Origin of the sequence: uncultured Butyricimonas sp. (assembly GCF_959596855.1) — a bacterium.
Lineage (GTDB): Bacteria > Bacteroidota > Bacteroidia > Bacteroidales > Marinifilaceae > Butyricimonas > Butyricimonas muris.
The window spans coordinates 14,005-33,051 of record NZ_CAUFYA010000036.1; the positions used below are offsets into that span (position 1 = coordinate 14,005).

Annotated in this window: 15 protein-coding genes; 6 read left to right on the forward strand and 9 right to left on the reverse strand. The window is 43.7% G+C overall.

Annotated elements, in window-relative coordinates:
• Positions 1 to 16 precede the first annotated feature (16 nt).
• The 6 genes from mrdA (at position 17) to Q5866_RS14735 (ending at position 7,857) form a co-directional block, all read left to right on the forward strand.
• Positions 17 to 1,858 carry a penicillin-binding protein 2 gene (gene mrdA, locus Q5866_RS14710; RefSeq protein WP_303181000.1) on the forward strand — a complete coding sequence of 614 codons (1,842 nt, stop codon included), beginning with the start codon at positions 17 to 19 and terminating at the stop codon, positions 1,856 to 1,858.
• On the forward strand, positions 1,851 to 3,275 hold the full coding sequence (gene rodA, locus Q5866_RS14715) for a rod shape-determining protein RodA (RefSeq protein ID WP_099292447.1): 1,425 nt from the start codon (positions 1,851 to 1,853) through the stop codon (positions 3,273 to 3,275). The genes mrdA and rodA overlap by 8 nt, the downstream gene beginning before the upstream one ends.
• Before the next feature lie 63 nt (positions 3,276 to 3,338).
• Positions 3,339 to 4,592 carry an imidazolonepropionase gene (gene hutI, locus Q5866_RS14720; protein WP_303181001.1) on the forward strand — a complete coding sequence of 418 codons (1,254 nt, stop codon included), beginning with the start codon at positions 3,339 to 3,341 and terminating at the stop codon, positions 4,590 to 4,592.
• A gap of 148 nt (positions 4,593 to 4,740) precedes the next feature.
• The gene (gene ftcD / locus Q5866_RS14725; RefSeq protein ID WP_099292445.1) at positions 4,741 to 6,441 is read left to right on the forward strand and encodes a glutamate formimidoyltransferase; all 1,701 of its coding nucleotides are present in this window, start codon (positions 4,741 to 4,743) and stop codon (positions 6,439 to 6,441) included.
• Between the two features lie 133 nt (positions 6,442 to 6,574).
• Complete coding sequence (locus Q5866_RS14730; RefSeq protein WP_303181002.1) at positions 6,575 to 6,844, forward strand: hypothetical protein; 270 nt, start codon at positions 6,575 to 6,577, stop codon at positions 6,842 to 6,844.
• A 65-nt stretch (positions 6,845 to 6,909) separates the two neighbouring features.
• On the forward strand, positions 6,910 to 7,857 hold the full coding sequence (locus Q5866_RS14735) for a GyrI-like domain-containing protein (RefSeq protein WP_303181003.1): 948 nt from the start codon (positions 6,910 to 6,912) through the stop codon (positions 7,855 to 7,857).
• 83 nt (positions 7,858 to 7,940) lie between these two features.
• On the opposite strand, the gene Q5866_RS14740 is transcribed toward Q5866_RS14735, so the two are convergent.
• The 9 genes from Q5866_RS14740 to Q5866_RS14780 form a co-directional block, all read right to left on the reverse strand.
• On the reverse strand, positions 7,941 to 8,399 hold the full coding sequence (locus Q5866_RS14740) for a co-chaperone YbbN (protein WP_303181004.1): 459 nt from the start codon (positions 8,397 to 8,399) through the stop codon (positions 7,941 to 7,943).
• A 329-nt stretch (positions 8,400 to 8,728) separates the two neighbouring features.
• Complete coding sequence (locus Q5866_RS14745; RefSeq protein ID WP_262905167.1) at positions 8,729 to 9,043, reverse strand: helix-turn-helix transcriptional regulator; 315 nt, start codon at positions 9,041 to 9,043, stop codon at positions 8,729 to 8,731.
• Between the two features lie 307 nt (positions 9,044 to 9,350).
• Complete coding sequence (locus Q5866_RS14750) at positions 9,351 to 10,058, reverse strand: LytTR family DNA-binding domain-containing protein (RefSeq protein WP_099292441.1); 708 nt, start codon at positions 10,056 to 10,058, stop codon at positions 9,351 to 9,353.
• Complete coding sequence (locus Q5866_RS14755; protein WP_303181005.1) at positions 10,055 to 11,113, reverse strand: sensor histidine kinase; 1,059 nt, start codon at positions 11,111 to 11,113, stop codon at positions 10,055 to 10,057. The genes Q5866_RS14750 and Q5866_RS14755 overlap by 4 nt, the downstream gene beginning before the upstream one ends.
• Positions 11,110 to 12,189, reverse strand: coding sequence for a sensor histidine kinase (locus Q5866_RS14760; RefSeq protein ID WP_222621146.1), 1,080 nt, complete (start codon positions 12,187 to 12,189; stop codon positions 11,110 to 11,112). The genes Q5866_RS14755 and Q5866_RS14760 overlap by 4 nt, the downstream gene beginning before the upstream one ends.
• A 34-nt stretch (positions 12,190 to 12,223) precedes the next feature.
• Positions 12,224 to 14,533, reverse strand: a complete 2,310-nt coding sequence (locus tag Q5866_RS14765) for a carboxypeptidase-like regulatory domain-containing protein (RefSeq protein WP_303181032.1) — start codon at positions 14,531 to 14,533, stop codon at positions 12,224 to 12,226.
• Positions 14,534 to 14,725: 192 nt separating this feature from the next.
• Positions 14,726 to 17,056, reverse strand: a complete 2,331-nt coding sequence (locus tag Q5866_RS14770; protein WP_303181007.1) for a TonB-dependent receptor — start codon at positions 17,054 to 17,056, stop codon at positions 14,726 to 14,728.
• A 4-nt stretch (positions 17,057 to 17,060) separates the two neighbouring features.
• On the reverse strand, positions 17,061 to 18,002 hold the full coding sequence (locus tag Q5866_RS14775) for a DUF4249 domain-containing protein (RefSeq protein ID WP_303181008.1): 942 nt from the start codon (positions 18,000 to 18,002) through the stop codon (positions 17,061 to 17,063).
• A 72-nt stretch (positions 18,003 to 18,074) separates the two neighbouring features.
• Positions 18,075 to 19,040, reverse strand: coding sequence for a DUF4249 domain-containing protein (locus Q5866_RS14780; protein WP_303181009.1), 966 nt, complete (start codon positions 19,038 to 19,040; stop codon positions 18,075 to 18,077).
• Between the last annotated feature and the right edge of the window lie 7 nt (positions 19,041 to 19,047).

Here is a 19,047-nt window from a genome sequence, read left to right on the forward strand (position 1 = left end):
GTAACAGACTTTTGATATGAATAAATTCGGATACAGGAAAGGGATCATATCAGGTATTATCATAGCGGTATGCGCCATATATATGTTTCGCTTGTTTTCTTATCAAGTGATAGACGACACCTATAAAGTCATGGCGGACAACAATTCGCAGCGTACGGAAACTCAATATCCTGCGCGCGGGTTGATTTATGACCGTAACGGTAAACTTTTGGTGGATAACCAAGCCGCCTATGATTTGATGATTATTCCCCGGCAGGTAAAACAGTTTGATACATTGGAACTGATTTCGATTTTAGGTATATCCAGAGAATATTTAGACCGAAAGATTCAAGAATGTAAGGATTATTCAACATGGAAAGCATCTCCCCTGATCTCTCAGATCACGGGGCCTAAATATGCCGTACTTCAAGAAAAGCTATACCGTTACCCGGGTTTCTATATTCAGACCAGAACGTTACGCAAATATAACGTGAATCACTCGGCTGATGTGTTCGGGTACATCAGCGAGGTTACAAAAGAACAAATCGGTAAAGATACTTCTTATTCCCGCGGTGACTATGTCGGCGCAAACGGGTTGGAATATACATATGAAAAACATTTGAGAGGAACCAAGGGGAAAAAGATTTTATTAGTCGACCGTTTTAATCGGGTGAAAGGTTCCTTTGCGGACGGGGAATACGACCACGAGGCTGTTGTGGGAGAAGATTTACATACCACGTTAGATATCGACCTGCAAGAATACGCTTATCAATTAATGCAAAACAAAAAGGGCGGTATCGTGGCAATAGAACCCAACACGGGCGAGATACTGGTAAAAATGTCCAGTCCGGGGTATGATCCGCAATTAATGGTCGGGCTAGACCGGGGGAACAATTACTCGAAGTTAATTCAAGACCCGCTAAGACCTCTCTTTGACAGAACGACCATGGCGCAGTATCCCCCCGGCTCTATTTTTAAAACTGTGCAAGCTCTTATCGGGTTGCAAACAAAGGCGATCACGACGAATACGCGGGTTTCATGCCACGGCGGAGCTCCTATTGTCGGCGGGCGGTTTATGAAATGCCATAACCACAGCTCTCCCGTCGATCTGGTGCAATCGATAGAGAACTCGTGCAATCCTTATTACGTGACCGTTTTCAAACAGATACTGGAATTACCGGAGTACGGGAACGTGCGTAACGCTTACAATGAATGGCGAAAATACGTGACTTCCTTCGGGTTCGGGAGTAAACTATGTCCCGACTTCACCAATGAAGTATCCGGTTCCATTCCCACGCAGGGTTACTATGACAAAGTGCTGAAAACCCAAAAATGGTTCCCGTCATACATTATCTCCCTTTCTATCGGTCAAGGTGAGTTATTAATTACTCCGATACAAATGGCAAACCTTGCAACTATACTGGCGAACCGAGGATATTACATGACTCCCCATGTCGTGCGTCCCACGGATGACGTTGCCAGACGTATCGAAAAACACGAAATCCCGATAGACCGAAAGCATTTCGAGCCCATTATCGAGGGGATGAAAATGGTTATCACTAAAGGCACGGGACGACGGGCGCAAGTGGATTCCGTAACGATAGCCGGGAAAACGGGAACGGTACAAAACCCGGAAGGTGACGACCATTCCGTGTTTATCGCTTTTGCCCCGGTAGAGAACCCCAAAATAGCGTTAATCGTGTATGTCGAAAATGGCGTGTGGGGTTCGCGCTATGCCGCCCCGATTGCCGGCTTATTGATAGAAAAATACTTGAAAGGCAAGATATCGGACAAGAAGAAACCACTGGAAAAAGAGATGTTCGAGGGAAATCTTATCAAAAACCTAACCATTAAAAGCAACGAGAAAAGTGATGAATAGCAGGTCTAATAAATTATTGGCGAATATTGATTGGGTGTCTATTTTGCTGTACATCTTGCTCGTCTTCATCGGTTGGCTGAATATATATGCGGCTGTTTATGACGAAGAACATAGTAGTATTTTCGATATAACCCAAAGGTACGGCAAGCAATTGCTATGGATCGGGGCTTCTTTCGTGTTGGCTTTCCTCGTGCTATTGACAGACAGTAAATTTTTCACGAGTTTCTCGCTCGTGATATACGGGTTTATGGTGTTCCTGTTGGTCGCCGTGCTTTTGTTCGGTACGGAAGCAAAAGGAGCCCGTTCATGGTTTGAAATCAAGGATATACGAATACAACCGGCAGAGTTTGCCAAGTTCGCCACCAATCTGGCTATCGCTTATGTTATGAGTCGTCACAATTTCAAGATGATGCGTTTTTCCAGCCTGCTCACGATCGGTGTCATACTTGCCATTCCGGCAGGATTGATTATTTTGCAGAACGATACGGGTTCGGCACTCGTGTACAGTAGTTTTATTCTCGTGCTGTTCCGGGAAGGGTTGCATGGCTCAATACTGTTGCTCTGCTTTATCGTACCCGTTATATTTATCATCTCCTTGCTTTATTCTCCTTTCGCGGTTTTGATAATTATCATTATCGGGACGTTGATAGCCTTCTATTATTACAGGCATAATATGCGGGAATTATTACAGATTGTAGCTTTTATCGCGGGTGGTTTCGGGTTATTCGTTCTGGTTGATTGGGTGTTCCACCTGTCTATCCCGTTCTATTATATGTTATTGAGCGTGTACATTGTAACGACAATCGCGGCCTTGTTCCCGATTTACCAGCGGAAGATGAAATACATGATCGCGTTGCTTCTTGTATCTTGGCTATGCGTGGGAGCTGCGCTTTCCGTTGATTATGCTTTTGACCATCTTCAACCTCACCAGCAAGATCGTATAAACGAACTTCTGGGTATAAAGGTTGATCCCAAAGGTTCGGGCTATAACGTGATTCAGTCTAAAATAGCCATCGGCTCCGGCGGGTTTTTCGGGAAAGGTTTTTTGCAGGGAACACAGACGAAATTCAATTTCGTACCAGAGCAAAGTACTGACTTTATTTTCTGTACCGTGGGTGAGGAATGGGGATTCCTTGGTAGTTCCGTCGTGATTTTATTATTAATGGCGTTCATTTTGCGAATGATAAAACTGGCAGAACGACAGCGTTCCGCTTTTTCGCGCGTATACGGGTATGGGGTAGCTTCTATCCTATTCTTCCATGTTGCGGTGAATATCGGAATGACGATAGGTCTTGTACCCGTGATCGGGATTCCGCTCCCGTTTTTCAGTTACGGGGGCTCCTCCTTATGGGCATTTACCATACTTATTTTCATCTTCTTAAGATTAGACGCGAACAGATTGCAAGTATTCAGGTAAAAACCTTGCGGATATTCAAGGTTTTTAATACTTTCGTTCCCAAATGATATAAACACGAAAAGGATGAAAACATTAATTATCAACATAAAGCAACTCGTTCAGGTTGAGGAAGAACCGCGTAAATGGGTTGCGGGTGCCGATATGGCGAAATTAGGCATGATTGATGATGCCTACCTTCTAATCGATGATGATCGTATCGAGGCTTTCGGGAAAATGAGCGAATTGAATCAAGACGCTATTTACGAGAATACCGACACGGTACAGGAAGTTGATGCGACCGGTCGTCTTGTGTTGCCCGCTTATTGCGATTCACACACGCATCTCGTGTACGCGGGAAGTCGCGAGATCGAATATATAGACAAAATCAAAGGACTCTCTTACGAGGAAATCGCTAAAAGAGGCGGTGGTATATTAAATTCTGCCGAGCGTATCCGCAAAGCTTCCGAGCAGGAATTATTTGATTCCGCTTACGCCCGTTTGCAAGAAATCGCTTCACTGGGAACCGGAGCCGTGGAAATCAAGAGTGGTTACGGGTTGGATACAGAGAGTGAACTCAAGATGTTGAGAGTGATTAAACGCCTGAAAGAAGAAACTCCTTTAACTATAAAATCCACGTTCTTGGGGGCTCATGCCGTGCCGTTGGAATACAAAGGACGACAGACCGAATACGTGGATTTGATTATTAACGAAATGATTCCGGCAGTGGCGGCAGAAGATTTGGCCGATTATATCGACGTGTTCTGTGACAAAGGATTCTTTACCGTGGAAGACACGGACAGAATGTTGAATGCCGGAATGAAGTACGGAATGCGAGCGAAGATACACGCCAACGAACTGGACTACTCGGGTGGTATCCAAGTCGGGGTAAAATATAACGCCCTTTCAGTCGATCACCTCGAATACGTGGGTGAAGAGGAAATAGCCGCGCTGAAAGGAAGTGAAACCATGCCGACCGTGTTACCGGGTGCCGCGTTCTTTTTGAATATGCCCTACTCTCCCGTTCGGGCGATGATAAACGCGGGGTTGCCGGTAGCCTTGGCTTCTGATTTTAACCCGGGCTCCTCTCCTTCCGGAAACATGAAATTCGTGATGTCACTCGGGTGTGTCAACTACAAGATGCTTCCCGAAGAGGTGATAAACGCTACAACCATAAATTCGGCTTATGCCATGGGAGTTGAAGACGAACTCGGCAGTATCGCCGTGGGTAAAAAAGCCAATTTCTATATCACTGCCCCGATCACGGGAATCGAGTATCTCCCCTACGCTTACGGAAGCGACTTGGTGGAAGCCGTGTTCTTGAACGGGGAACAAATCTGACGCGTTATGCCGTATTCACATTACAAGAAAGTATGGATTCGGAAAGCGTACAGGATACGTTACCCGTAGTCGATTATATGATTTCCGATTTTGTGATTAGTTGATTCTGAATATTTTATAAATAGTAATTTTCAATTTAAACAAGGATATGAAAAAGTTAATAGAATGCGTTCCGAATTTCAGTGAAGGGAACGATATGCACATTATTGACCAGATTACGGCAGAGATCAAGGCTGTTGAAGGTGTTAGTCTGATTGACGTGGACCCCGGTAAGGCAACCAATCGCACGGTAGTGACCATGGTAGGTACGCCGGAAGAAGTTTGCGAAGCCGCTTTCCGCGCGGTAAAGAAAGCCTCTGAACTGATTGATATGAAAAAACATAAAGGAGCGCATCCTCGTTTCGGGGCAACTGACGTGTGTCCTTTAGTGCCCGTGTCCAATATTACCATGGAAGAAACCGTGGAATACGCTCGCGCTTTGGCAAAACGTATCGGGGAAGAATTGAATATTCCGGTATATTGCTACGAGAACGCCGCTTTTACCCCGGAAAGAAGAAATCTGGCTACTTGCCGTGCCGGAGAATACGAGGCTTTGGGCGAACGTTTGAGCAGCGAGCAATGGCATCCTGATTTCGGTCCCCGCGAATTGAACGAATGGACGGCAAAAACTGGGGCAACAGCCGTGGGAGCACGTAATTTCCTAGTTGCTTACAACGTGAACCTGAACACGACTTCTACCCGTCGTGCCAACGCTATCGCTTTTGACGTGCGCGAACGCGGACGTGCCAAGAGAGAAGGCAACCCTATCACCGGGAAAATCGTGAAAGACGAGAAAGGTAAAAACGTGATGATTCCCGGAACATTGAAATCCGTGAAAGCCATCGGCTGGTTTATCGAGGAATACGGTATCGCCCAAATTTCCATGAACCTGACCGATATTTCCGTGACTTCCGTGCACGAGGCATTTGACGAAGTATGCCGGAAAGCACAAGATCGCGGTATTCGTGTAACGGGTTCCGAGTTGGTAGGTGTAATTCCGTTGAAAGCCATGTTGGATGCCGGACGTTATTTCCTGCGCAAACAACAACGCTCTACCGGAGTTTCCGACAAGGAGTTAATCAAGATTGCCGTGAAGTCTTTGGGTTTGGATGAACTTTATCCTTTCGAACCGAGAAAGAAGATTATCGAATATATTCTGGAAGACGAGATGAATCAAGGAAAGAAATTCCTGATTGATATGAACCTTCGTGAATTTGCTGACGAAACGGCTTCCGAATCTCCCGCTCCCGGTGGTGGTTCTATTTCCGCTTACATGGGTGCTCTGGCTTCTTCATTGGCTACCATGGTGGCTAACCTCTCCTCTCACAAACGCGGTTGGGATGAACGTTGGGAAGAATTCAGCAATTGGGCAGAAAGAGGAAAGGCTTATCAAGTTGAGTTAATCAAAATGGTTGACGAGGATACCAACGCTTTCAACCGTATCATGGATGCCTTCGGGTTACCCAAGAAATCGGAGGAAGAAAAAGCCGCTCGACATCAAGCTATCCAAGACGCAACCAAATTCGCTACTGAAGTTCCTTTCAAGACGATGATGCTTTGCTTCGAGTGCATGGAAGTCGTGAAAGCTATGGCTGAAATCGGTAACCCTAATTCAGTAACAGATGCCGGAGTTGGAGCTTTGGCTGCCCGCTCCGGGGTAATCGGCGCTTTCCTCAACGTGAAGATCAACGCTGCCGGATTGGATGATAAAGAATATGCTAACGACATCATTTCCAGAGGTGAAAGAGTGGTCGAACTGGCAAAACAAATGGAAACCGATATTCTGAATATCGTGAACTCCAAGATTTGATTTCAATCGAATTTATTACATACAAAACAGCTATCTCCAGGTGAGATAGCTGTTTTTATTTTATTCAAAATTCACGTATCTCCCCGTTATATTTTTGATATGGTGCATTTGGTGCTATGCCAAGAGATTTTATATGCTTTATAATAAGACGTTTGGAAATCTTCAGCAACTTGCTGAAGATTTTGGCGGCAACATAGAACGTATCGGCGAGAACTCAACTTTTCAGCAAGTTGCTGAAAAGTCGTTATCGCCACTTTTCATTATTCCTTGGGGGCATCATATGCTTTTGATTGACCGTGTACAATGGATATCTTTAGCGATTGTAATAAATATACTTCAATGCTTGATTATCTCATACACTGGAATCTCTGGAAAAACAGATTACGGAGGGGATATAATATAAAGTATAAGAATATTTAGCAAGAATAAGAAAATCTATTTTTGTAAATTAGACTACTTTTGCAAATTATGAATATTCAAGAAAAAAGCCGTATAGAATACCGGTCACGCATTAATCGGGTGATGGACTACATTGACCAACACCTCGACCAGCCATTGGAGTTAAAAGCAATAGCCGATATTGCTAACTTTTCACCTTTTCATTTTCACAGAGTATTTACCTTTTTGATTGGCGAAACGCCAATCGACTATATTCAACGCTTGCGGATAGAAAAAGCAGCGTGGAAACTTCGGGAGACAGAACCGCAAGCCATAACCGAAATCGCTTATGAATGTGGATTCGGTAGCGTGTCATTATTCAGTCGCACTTTCAAGAAATATTTTGGTATGACACCCAGCCAATTCAGCTGGGAGGATAAACCTGTTTATGCACTAGGGGGGAAACTTTTTAGCAAGAATGGGCAAATGCTCCGCAAGAATTTGAAACATGATGTACTGGAAGAAACCGACCTTTGCATTGTAGAATCAAATCAATTATATTTCATGAAAGCAAACATTGAAGTTAAGGAAATGCCTGAAATGAAGGCAGTGTATGTGCGCCACATCGGAGCATTCAACCAAATTGGAGAAGCATATGGGAAATTGTTAAAATGGGCTTATCCTCGCGGACTTTACACGCCAAACGTGTCTAAAAGTGCAACGGTAACACATGATGACCCGTCAGTAACCGAACTTGAAAAAGTGCGCCAAAGCGCCTGTATCATCATCGAGGAAGATGTAAAAGTGGATGGTGAAATCGGTAAGCTAACCATTCCTTCTGGAAAGTATGCCGTCGGACACTTTGAACTCGGTTTTAATGATTTTGAGAAAGCGTGGAACAGTATGTGTAACTGGTTTGTCGAAAGCGGATACCAACAAGGTGACGGTTGGACTTACGAACTCTATCACAACGATTATACCACACATCCCGAACAAAAACATATCGTGGATATTTGTATTCCGGTGAAACCGTTGTAGAGATAAAGAAAAGGGAGAGAAAAAAGTTTTCTCCTTTTACACTCCTTGTTTTTTTGACATACCTCCATCTTTATATGCTCTTATCAGGGAAATTGTTTACTCAAATCATCTGCCGAGATATAGCCTTCATGACGATAATATTCTTTTCCATTTTTGTCAAGTAATATTTGAGTTGGAATAGTCACGATTCCAAAATGTTTCACGATATCTTTATTCGCGGGAAGAGTCACGTTGATAAACACGGTATTTACTTTGCTCGAATAGCGTTCTCGCACTTCCTCCATGACTTTCTCCATTAGTTTGCAAGAATGACAGGTAGTTGCCCCGAATTCTAAAAAAGTGACTTGATAATCACTGTCATTCCGGTTGTAATTGTATCGTTTGATGATTGTATTGGCTATCGCTTCATGTTTTATATCCGTACTATTTTTCGTTTGTATCCCCGATAGAAAACGACTAATATTTCCCCTTAGAAGAAATAAACTTCCCAATAACACGAGAACGCTGATAATATATATATAACTTTGAATACGTGATTTCATTATTGATTCATTTAATGTGAACTTGGCATACATTGCTCTGCCTTTACTCTATACTTTCTCTACACCATAGACGTAGCATGAACGAAGCATGAACGAAGCATCTTCGCTGATTTGCCTTCATGGTATGTTTCAACAGTGTTTCTACTCTAAAGATAGTCGGGACAAGCCATAGCCCGCCGCTTGCGCGCGGGTAAACTAATGATACTCCTCTCTTGTTCATATCTTGATCGTGTTACTCCCTAGCGCAGGGAACCACTTTTTAGTTCAGTTTGCCATTCGTACCAAAGCAAGCATAACCAGCACTTCGACAAGTACGCCGACAACGGCCACTAAAGCCGCACCCGATTACACTCGCAAAAGAAATTCGCGAATAATCTACTTGCTAAAGCCCAATTCTCCCGGTTGATACAATACTTCACCTTGGGAGTTTCAATTTCTCCTTGTATTAAACCTGCTTCTTTCAGTTCTTTCAAGTGCTGAGAAACAGTCGCTTTCGCGATAGGTAATTCCTCGTGAATATCTCCAAAATAGCAATTCTCCTGTCCTGCAAGGAAATCAAGAATCGCCATTCTTGCCGGATGCCCCATTGCCTTGGCAAAACGGGCTACCTGTATTTGTTCGTCAGAGTATTTCTTATCTTCCATTCTTTAGATTGTTTGTTATTCGTAAATCTACGAACAATACGTGAAAACTCCAAATAAAATCAATAAATATCGTATATGTACGATAGTCTGAAAATCTCATGCGTAAAGGTTACCTTTCTCCCCAAGTAGGCTCCTTCATTCGATGTTCTACCATTGTTCATCCGTTGCAGATATACCCCGAAGCGTTTCTACACTGTATCTACAACAAACGTGCAACCACATTACAACTCAAGTATTACCCGTTTGCATCACGATATTACCGGGATTACTCTAGGACAAACGCGTGAAAACGTTTTTTACCTTGAATTTATCCCCTCTTCATAAACGTATCGAAAAATGAATCCCGGTACGTGTTGCCTATCGCTATTTCGTAATTCCCGATAAAGATGTCGTTATTGTCGAAAGAGTCAATATGATTCGTGTTCACGATATATGATTTATTTACCCGTAGGAAGTCTTTTTTAGGCAGGAGTTCATATGTCGTTTTCAAGTTCATCCGGGTAATAATACGCTGGTCTGCCAGTTGGATAATCACGTAATCTTTCAGTCCCTCGATAAAAAGTATATCTTTGAAATTCACTTTGAAATAACGGCGATCGGACTTCACGAAGAAAAATTCATTATCTACCGGTTCGATATTCTCTTTTTCTTCCTGCAACAAGAGTGCATGGTATATCATCGCTTTTTCCACGGCTTTTTGGAAACGTTCTGCCTCCACGGGTTTCACCAGATAATCAATAGCATCCACCTCGTAGCTGTCCAAGGCATACTCCGTGTACGCGGTCGTGAAAATGACCAGAGTCCTCCGGGGAATCGCCCGGGCAAATTCAATCCCCGTGATGCCCGGCATTTGGATATCCAGAAATACCAGATCAACGGGGTTGTCCTCCATAAACCGGGAAGCGGACAATGCATTATTAAATGTCCCCGTCAATTTCAATCGCGTGTTCTCCCCTGTCAATAATTCTATGGCTTCTCTTGCCAACGGTTCATCATCTACAATAATACAATTCATAATATCAGGTGTAAATTTACAGTGTATGTTTTTTCGTCTTCTTGAATTTCCAAAGAATGGTTACCCGGGAATAACAATTCCAACCGACGTTTTATATTTTTCAATCCCAACCCTCCCACTTCAGCGCGTTCCGGTGCTATTGCAGGCTTCGAATTTTGGCAGCGGAATATCAAACGATCGTCCGTCACTTCAAAAGAAAGGTAGACGAACGACTTGTTTTCCGTGTCCGGATTATGCTTCACGGCATTTTCCACGAAAGGGATAAACAACAATGGCGGTAGCCAAAACTGCTCCATTTTTCCCTCTTTCATAATCAGGTATTCGAAATTATCTCGCCGCACTTTCTCCAAATTCAGGAAATCACTCAAGAATTGAATCTCCGAGTTCAATGATACTTTCTCTTTGGTACTGTCATTTATCTGGTAACGCAGCAAGTCTTTCAAACGAAACAGTACGCGGGAAGCCTCTTTCGGGTTCTTGCGGATCAGCACGTTGGCATTATTCAGCATATTGAACAAGAAATGAGGGTTGATTTGTTTCTTCAGAAATTTCAGTTCCGACTGCAAAGTGGAAGAAGCCAATTCATCCACTCTCTGATTATATTCTATCCAGTATTTTATAAGTAGCAAGGTTGACGAACCGAATGTAAGCAGCCCGATTGATATCATTGAAGAAACAAGATTCAACACGATATACCGGTTATACACGGGATCTGTTTGATAGAGATTATAAAAACTGGATTGCAAAACGGCTATAACCAAGATAGCAAACAATATCATACCGACAACGGATAATATATAGCTGGAAATACGATCTCTCATAAGGAAACGGGGTGCAAGGAGATAAAGATTGCAATACACGTCCAAATTAAGCACGAGATAGAACCCTATAAAACAGTAGAGCCGTTCCCGCGTGGCAAGTACCTCTCCCGACAGGTCGGCAAAAACACTCGACGATATGCAGATAAGTGTCAACTGCAATAACAGATGTCTGTGTACCCGGAACTTGGGGGATGACAGGAAATCAGGTATACTTTGGTCTATGTCTTTTATCATGATTCCGGCTGTTTTAACGTTAAATGAATGGAATTTTCAGCGAGGGCTAACGAATAATCAGTTTTGTACAAGAAAGCCAAGCGTTGTTTTATTCTTGAAAGATCGCCTTCCCCGGGAATTGTTTCGCGATCGTGTTCGCAAACAAATTCAACCTGTTTCTTATCCGCTTTAAAATCCAAGTGAAGCACTCCCTGTTGGTTCCCTTTGTATATTTGCATCACGCACCACTGCACGAAAGGGATAAATAATAAAGGTGGGATAAACACCCGCCTGACCTCTCCTTCCGATGAAATCCGGTATTCGAATTGCCGTGAATATATTTGCTCCAGTGACAGGTAATTGCCTAGAAAACGAATTTCAGCATCCAGCAATACCGTGCCGCGGCTACAATCATACAACTGGTATCTCAGGAGTTGACTCAATTTGAATAGCATACGGGAAGATTCCTCCGGCTCCGTGTTTGCCAAACGTCCGGTTTTATCCAGAATGTTGAACAATAATTGCGGGTTCACCTGTTCTTTCAATTGCTCCACTTCCGATTGAATATGCATCTTCTCCAACCGGCTCACGTGTTGGTTTTCCAGCATCCAATATTTCAGCAGCACGGTGATAGACCCACCCACCAAACAGAGAGAGATGGTGGTAAAAGAAGATATATTGTTTATCAAGGATACCGGACTGAGATAGTTCATTCCCGCTTCTCCCAAGTATGAACGGGTAATATCCTCGATCAAGTTCTGCCCGCACAGAAGCAATATCACCGAGATAGCAACTCCTATACCGTACAACGTGTATTTCTTTTTTATCAGATACTTGGGAATCAGCACGTAAATATTGTAATAGACAACGACCAGATACGATAAGGCTGCAAACAAGGCTATCAGGTATAGTTTATCGCGCAACACGGGAATCCCGTGTTGAAAAACTATATACGTCTGGTTGAAAGAAACCGAAGCGATAGCCACGATCAGGAGAGCGTGCCGCCAAACCTTAGCCTTCGGGTTTATCAATATATGATGCAGCAGCTTCTGCCCTTTCGTGTTCAAATTCATGATTCGATATTTGTTTATTTCCACGCGTACAAATGTAATACCTTATCTCTATAAATTTTTAAAATTCTAACTTATAACTAATGTTCGGCAAAGCGGTTGCACTTCTCAACGGCTTGATCTCTCCCGTATTAAAGTTATACTCGTGACCGTAATATTCTTTACAACCCGTTGCATTCAAGCCTTTCAAGGCAAATTCATGAGAAACTTTTTTCTTGTTTATCTTGTAACTGATCGTGTAATTGACGATAAACATCGGCGAGAATTGTTTCGTGAATGCTTTCGTTTCATCATGTTGTACCACTTTATCGGGATCGTCAAGCGTTGCCACCCTGTCAACCAGACTATAACGATCCCCTCCCTGCATGGTCATTTTCAGATTGATTCCCAGTATATTCTGCTTGTCTTGTCCTAACATCCACTCTTTGCCGCTCAGACAATTGATAATAAATTGTCGGTTATATTTCGTGTTCCGCCATTTGCCGTCCCCTCCCTTGTATTTGGAACTGAAAAGCGAACCGGATATCATGTAGTAAACACCGTCATTCAAGTATCTTTCCAAGGTTACGTCTACCCCGAAGTTACGTCCCTTTCCCTTGTTCTTCAAAGCTTCCTCCACGTAGAAGTCCACACGGTTCAGCACGGAATAGGAACTATCGGCAATCACGGGAATATCAAATAGATGTTGGAAGTAAGGTTCAATCTTTAAATTCAAGTTATCGGATAACCTGCAACCATACGAAAGCATCACGTGATGCGCCTTCGAAAAATCCAAATCCTTGTTCACGGGTTCCGTACCCGTGCTTCGGGTACGCACGAAATAAACATCCATTTTTTCCATCCGGCTATGAAGCCCGTAAGCCAAGGCAAACGAGGCTTTCGGGGTAGCCTGCCATTTTATTCCGGTACGAGGCTCTACCGTCCAATGATTATTCAGCGTGAGTACCTGCGCGTTAAGTCCCACGCTTAGGGTTACCCGGTCGCTCAGTCCGATGTATGAACTCGTGTACCCGGAGATCAGATTCGTGTTGCCTTCACCCTTGGATATCAATTCCAATGGTTGCATCGTGTACGGGGACAGGTTCATTTCCATGTCGTAGTACATCTTCGTGAAAGTAAAACCCGTTTTGTTGGTAAATTTTGCACTGAATTTCCGGTTCAATATGGCGGAGAAAATCAAGTTCGTGTTATTACGTACCAAATCCAGATTCGGGTACTTGTTCAAATCGAAATCATAGAAGTCAACAAATCCTTTATGCCTGAAATAAGTAGCGGCAACAATGGTTTTCAATCGCGTGTTATCGTTGAAGAAATAGCTGTGAGAGATGCCTCCCGCCACCATGTACTGACTTGTTTCGCTCTCCATCTGTTCGCCGAGATATTCCCATTCTTCGGGGTTCTTCTCGAATTCACTTTCGGATTTATCGATCAGTCCGGTTCCCCAGACGGAAAATGTTCCCGCTTTCCGCGTGGGAATGTTAAATTTGAAATTCAAGTCCTGATAATCCAGTATACCCCCGAAGTCAACAATACCCGCTTTCTCGAGTATCCCCGTCGTGGAATAGCGGTAATTGAATATATAAGAGGAATTATGTTTCTTCGTCAACGGGCCTTCCGAGGCAAAGTCCATACCGAGCAATCCGATTTGTATCGTGTTCTCCACTCGACGGTTATTCCCGTTTCTCAATTTCATGTCGAAAACACCGGACACGGCATTACTAAATTCGGCGGGAAAAGCCCCGGAAAAGAAATCCGAATTTCCCAACACGTGACTGCTTAACCCCGAAAGAATACCTCCCCCGAGAATTGATAAATCGGCAAAATGATTCGGGTTCGGTATCTCCACGTCCTCCAATCTCCATTGCAACAAGTGAGGAGCATTCCCGTGAATGGAAATCCCGTTCGTTGACATGGCAGGTGATACCCCGGCAAAAGAACTGACCAGACGCGCGGGATCGTCCATTCCCCCCGCGTATCGGCTTGCCTCTTCCACGCTCAGCATCCTCGCTCCCGTCGTTGCCATTTTATTTAACGGTTGCTCTTTATTCAGACTCGGACGCACCGTGACTTCGTCCAGTTCCCGTATAGCCTCTTTCAACGGAATGTTCAGAAACACTTCTTTAGAGGAAGTGACAAGTATTTCTTTAAAAATAGCGGATTCATATCCCACGAACGATGCTTGTATATCGTGACGCCCGACAGGTACATTTTTTATAATAAAATGTCCCGAACTATCCGAGATCGCTCCCGTTCCCGGTCTTCCCAGCAGAGCAACCGAAGCGTAAGCAATCGGATAACCCGAAGCCGCGTCCACCACGGTTCCCCGTATCGACCGCATCAAGGCTTTTCGATTGTCTTGCCCGTTGAGCATCACCGGTGTTACCGCGAATAAAAAGAGTATGACTAATTTTGAAACTCGTGTAATAACTTCTGTCTTTTCCATAATCGGTTTTAATTAATTATGCTTCAAAAATAGATACAAGACAGAAGTCTTTCCGGAAGAATATACAAAGTACCCCGGTTTGTATACCAAACCGGGGTACTTTGTATAGATTGGTACGCTCTAAAATTTATAACTCCACGTAACGGAAGGTACAAACGGCAACAGACTCCAACAACGGGTAGTTATCCCCTCCGCGGTCGGTTTATGGTATATCACGGAAGGATTTTTTCGGGCATATATATTATAGATCCCGAATACCCACGAGCTTCCTCGTCCTTTCCGGTTGTCCAACACGTATGATACATCCAAATGATGATAAGCCGGCATACGAAAATTGTTCGGGTGCTCTATATATTCCCGATACTCCGGGGTACTCTCTCCCGACAGATAGGCTTCGGGCATGGGAACTGCGTTATACAATTGTTTTCCCAACGAGATATAATTTCCCGTCGCCAGCGTGAAGTTGAGCGAGAAAGACTTGTAAAAACGGGACTTCTCTTTCAGGGGAAGCGCATAATTTGCGGTTACGTTCAGTTTATGCCCGCGATCGTATTCGAACGGATACCAGTTTCCCGCGTTTATCCCCGTGAAACTTCGTTCCGATTTTGATAAAGAGTAAGAAAGCCACCCCGTGAGGAGTCCCGATGTTTTCTTCACCATGAAGTCAATCCCATAGGCACGTCCTTTTCCCACGTCGACATATTCCTGCCAACTGTTATCCTTATTCTTCAGAAAACGTATTCCGTCTTGATACCGCACGACGTTCTTCAAGTTATGGAAATAGCCTTCTATCGAAAAATTCCATGAATTAGCAAATGAATAAGACCATCCGACCGAGAATAAATCCGAAGAGGCAGGTGCGATCTTACGGGTTACGGGTACCCACAGGTCGGTATTCATACCCACGGAAGTGTTTATCAAAAGGTGTAACGGCTGTTGCATTCTTGCCCACGACGCCTTAAATAACATGTTCTTTCCTGCCCTGTACGAGAGGGACAGGCGAGGCTGCCAAGCATAATAACGGGTACCGGACACCGCGTGTAATGAGAAACGTATCCCGGCATCCATCGCCCAACGATAACCGAGTTGCACGTGATCTTCTATATAGGCTTCCTGCGAATAAACATTTCCGGTCGTGGTGTCTTTCACGTGTTCGTTCAAATTGACGCTCCCGATATATGACATCTCCGGTGCGAAATACTTTATGGAACTCACGCTCCCGAAGCGGAAATGATGTTTTGCTCCCGGCAAGTATTCAAAATCGGTTTTCAGCGTCCAATCCCGCAAGCGTGAATCCGTCCTCGATCCTTCCCGCCGAGCGAAGTTTTCGTTATACATTGTCATTTTTTGGCTATTACTGAATTGACTGTAATATAACGTGATATTCGAGAAAAAAGAAGGAGCGAACAAATGATTCCAACGTCCTGAAACACTCGTGTTTCCCCAGTAAAATTGAAAGCGGTCCGCGTGTTTCGAGCCATCCGTCTTCCACTCCGCGAAACGGGAATCCCGACTATTGTACATACTTATATACAGACGGTTATATTTATTGACTTCCCAGTTTACTTTAGCGTTTAAATCATAAAAGTTATAGCCTGTCGAAAAATCACTTCCAGCAACACGTTGACCTAACCATAGTAAACCGTCCAACCAAGTTCGCCTTCCCGATATGATAAAGGAAGCCTTGTCTTTTTTAATGGGGCCTTCCACGATGACAGAACCGGCAACGGGACTGATACGGATGTTTCCCGAATATTTTTTACGATTTCCTTCCCGCATCGTCACTTCCAACACAGAAGACAAACTTCCTCCATAACGGGCGGGAAGTTCGCCCGTGTAAAGCGTAACATCCTGTAAAGCGTCCCCATTGAAAGCAGAGAAATACCCGTAAGCATGGTTCACGTTATACACGGGAAGACCGTCCAACAGAAATTGGGTATTGTCGGTGCTTCCCCCTCTCACGCTGAAACCCGTCAATCCTTCCTGCCCCGAATTGACGCCGGGCAGGAAATGCAGTGATTTCAAAACGTCGGCTTCCCCTAAAACCGCAGGCATTCGTTTCACCCAATCCAGTGACAAGGAATGTTTGCCCAAGGCTGACGAAAAAGACCTCTTTCTCTCGACTACCTCCACTTCTTCCAAACGATTTTCGGGAGATAAAAATATGACGACCAACGTATCGTTTTTTAATTCCAAGTTGATTTCCATCCTTGCGAATCCCACGTGACTGACTGATAAATGATGCTGTCCGCGGGGTAATGAAAGCGAGAAGAAACCGTATTGATTACAGGTAGTTCCCCTACCGCTTCGGGTTTCGTGTATCGTGGCATTGACCAATCGCTCCCCGGTCATCTTGTTTTCGACATATCCGCTTAAAGTAAAATTCTTTTGGGCAAAAGAGGCGAAAACTGAAAACACATGTATTACAATTATAAACAATATTTTTTTCATGGGTTTATTCTTCTCGTTTTTGAAATACCTCGATAAATACATCTTCATATTTCGAATAAGAAGCGACGAGTCCCGTACCCCCGTGTATATTGGAATAAGTCCATAAAGGAGAGTAAAATAACGGTTCGGAATCCATGTCCAACATGTAATCCTCGTTCAGTATGGATGCTTTCAGGTAACGGTCATAGGATTCATCCAAACTTAGTATGAAACGGGTACTTTTATAACATCCCGAATCCGGTTCCCAATAACTACTGTAATAACGACGTCCCTTATAACTCAATTCAATATCTTTGCCGGACAATCCGCTATCCTCGATTCTCACGTAATAATCATACTCCGCCGGTATTTCTTCCTCGAAATCAAAACTCCGGTTAAAAGCATCGGGCAACGTGCTGTTTGTTTCTATATATGATTGCAATACCATATGCGAGGTATCCATCAGTCTGTCAGTCGAATATGTTGCTGACAACCAATAATAGTTTTTTTCCTCTGCCCGGTCTGTCCAGCGATTGATAATCCGATCCCGCAGACTGTCACATTCTATGCTCGCATGAAGTAAAAGTGCCGGTACACGGGTTTCTCCCCAAACAAGAGGTTGACCGTTAATACGTGCCTCCACGCGATAAGTACCGGTAGCCTCTACCGGATGGGCTATGGCATACCATCCATCCTTTAAATAGCTACACTCCCCGACCAGATGATCATTCTTGTACAATTTCACGGAAGCATCAGCCTCCACGGGGAAATCCTCCTGTTCATACACGTTTCTAGTCCACGTGACCCGTACCCGCACGGTATCGTCACCTGCCCTTAACACACTATTCACAACCGGAACGGGAGTTTGCGCCTTAAAATCAAACTGTAATTTCTGCTCGCACCCGTTCAATAAGATGCCACTTACCGATAAAGCTAAAAATACACCACTTATTTTCTTCCTTTTCATGTATTGATTCTTTTAAGTATTCTACTTATAAGAGTCAATAAACACGAAAACCCTTATTCCGTATTTTTATTTTTATTTCACCACGGGGATATCCAGTACGGTTTCACGAGTATAACAACTTCCCACGACACCCAGTCCCCCTTGTATATTTGAAGACACTTGAATCGGTTCTTTGTACATGGCCGGCTGTCCCTCGTAAATCCCCAAGGTATAGAGGTAATCGAACAGGGACTTATCTATCCGGAGTACTTTTACTCTTAGGCGATGATATTTTTTTTCCAAATAATGAATGGTATCTTTATGCTCGATCATCCATGTTTTCCTTTCATAAGAATAGGGATAATTCACGCTTGCATAAAAAACCCGTTCTTTCCCGAAAAAGGTTTCATTCGTGAATACTTGGTACGGGTTGGTGTTTATCTCCTTTCCCAGAATGGTTGAAATCAGTCCTTCCGATAATAGTGCATCCCCGGAAAGATCCACATCGTAGGAATATTTTATAGAAGAATCTATTTTCCGGCTTCCTTCTTCCCAGTCCATTCCATAAAAATAGATTTCATCCTCCACGACCAGCCTGTAATAATTCACTCCTTCCCCGTTGTCTTTCACCCGAACACGTAATTGGAGCGCACTCATATCTCGAAAAGTATCTAATTCTATAGCCGGAAACGGGTTACATACAGTAGTTGAACCTGTCGCATCCTCCAGTTCCGGGCATGAGGCTTTTATCGTGATCTTATCTCCCGCCTTAGGACGTATGCCGGATAAATAGCGATTATTACCGCTCGACCGTAATTCTCCGGCGTAACAGTCATTCACGTACACTTGACATTTTATATCCCATGCGGAATCAATTTCCGTGTTGTCCGTGCCTGTTCTCGATTTTGAAATCTCGGCATAGAGCAAAGAGTCTGCTTCCGCATAAGCATAAATAACCAAACGACTGTCCGGTACTTCTCCCCGAAAATTATATTCTTCCGAATTGTTGCAACCGTAGTAGAATAAAAAAAACGATAAAATAAAAATCACTCTTCTCATAACTCTA

Excerpts from the sequence above, each read along its gene's own strand:
- mrdA (WP_303181000.1), top strand. The coding sequence starts at position 17 with ATGAATAAATTCGGATACAGGAAAGGGATCATATCAGGTATTATCATA.
- rodA (WP_099292447.1), top strand. The coding sequence starts at position 1,851 with ATGAATAGCAGGTCTAATAAATTATTGGCGAATATTGATTGGGTGTCT.
- hutI (WP_303181001.1), top strand. The coding sequence starts at position 3,339 with ATGAAAACATTAATTATCAACATAAAGCAACTCGTTCAGGTTGAGGAA.
- ftcD (WP_099292445.1), top strand. The coding sequence starts at position 4,741 with ATGAAAAAGTTAATAGAATGCGTTCCGAATTTCAGTGAAGGGAACGAT.
- Q5866_RS14730 (WP_303181002.1), top strand. The coding sequence starts at position 6,575 with ATGCTTTATAATAAGACGTTTGGAAATCTTCAGCAACTTGCTGAAGAT.
- Q5866_RS14735 (WP_303181003.1), top strand. The coding sequence starts at position 6,910 with ATGAATATTCAAGAAAAAAGCCGTATAGAATACCGGTCACGCATTAAT.
- Q5866_RS14740 (WP_303181004.1), bottom strand. The coding sequence starts at position 8,399 with ATGAAATCACGTATTCAAAGTTATATATATATTATCAGCGTTCTCGTG.
- Q5866_RS14745 (WP_262905167.1), bottom strand. The coding sequence starts at position 9,043 with ATGGAAGATAAGAAATACTCTGACGAACAAATACAGGTAGCCCGTTTT.
- Q5866_RS14750 (WP_099292441.1), bottom strand. The coding sequence starts at position 10,058 with ATGAATTGTATTATTGTAGATGATGAACCGTTGGCAAGAGAAGCCATA.
- Q5866_RS14755 (WP_303181005.1), bottom strand. The coding sequence starts at position 11,113 with ATGATAAAAGACATAGACCAAAGTATACCTGATTTCCTGTCATCCCCC.
- Q5866_RS14765 (WP_303181032.1), bottom strand. The coding sequence starts at position 14,533 with ATGCTCAACGGGCAAGACAATCGAAAAGCCTTGATGCGGTCGATACGG.
- Q5866_RS14770 (WP_303181007.1), bottom strand. The coding sequence starts at position 17,056 with ATGAAAAAAATATTGTTTATAATTGTAATACATGTGTTTTCAGTTTTC.
- Q5866_RS14775 (WP_303181008.1), bottom strand. The coding sequence starts at position 18,002 with ATGAAAAGGAAGAAAATAAGTGGTGTATTTTTAGCTTTATCGGTAAGT.
- Q5866_RS14780 (WP_303181009.1), bottom strand. The coding sequence starts at position 19,040 with ATGAGAAGAGTGATTTTTATTTTATCGTTTTTTTTATTCTACTACGGT.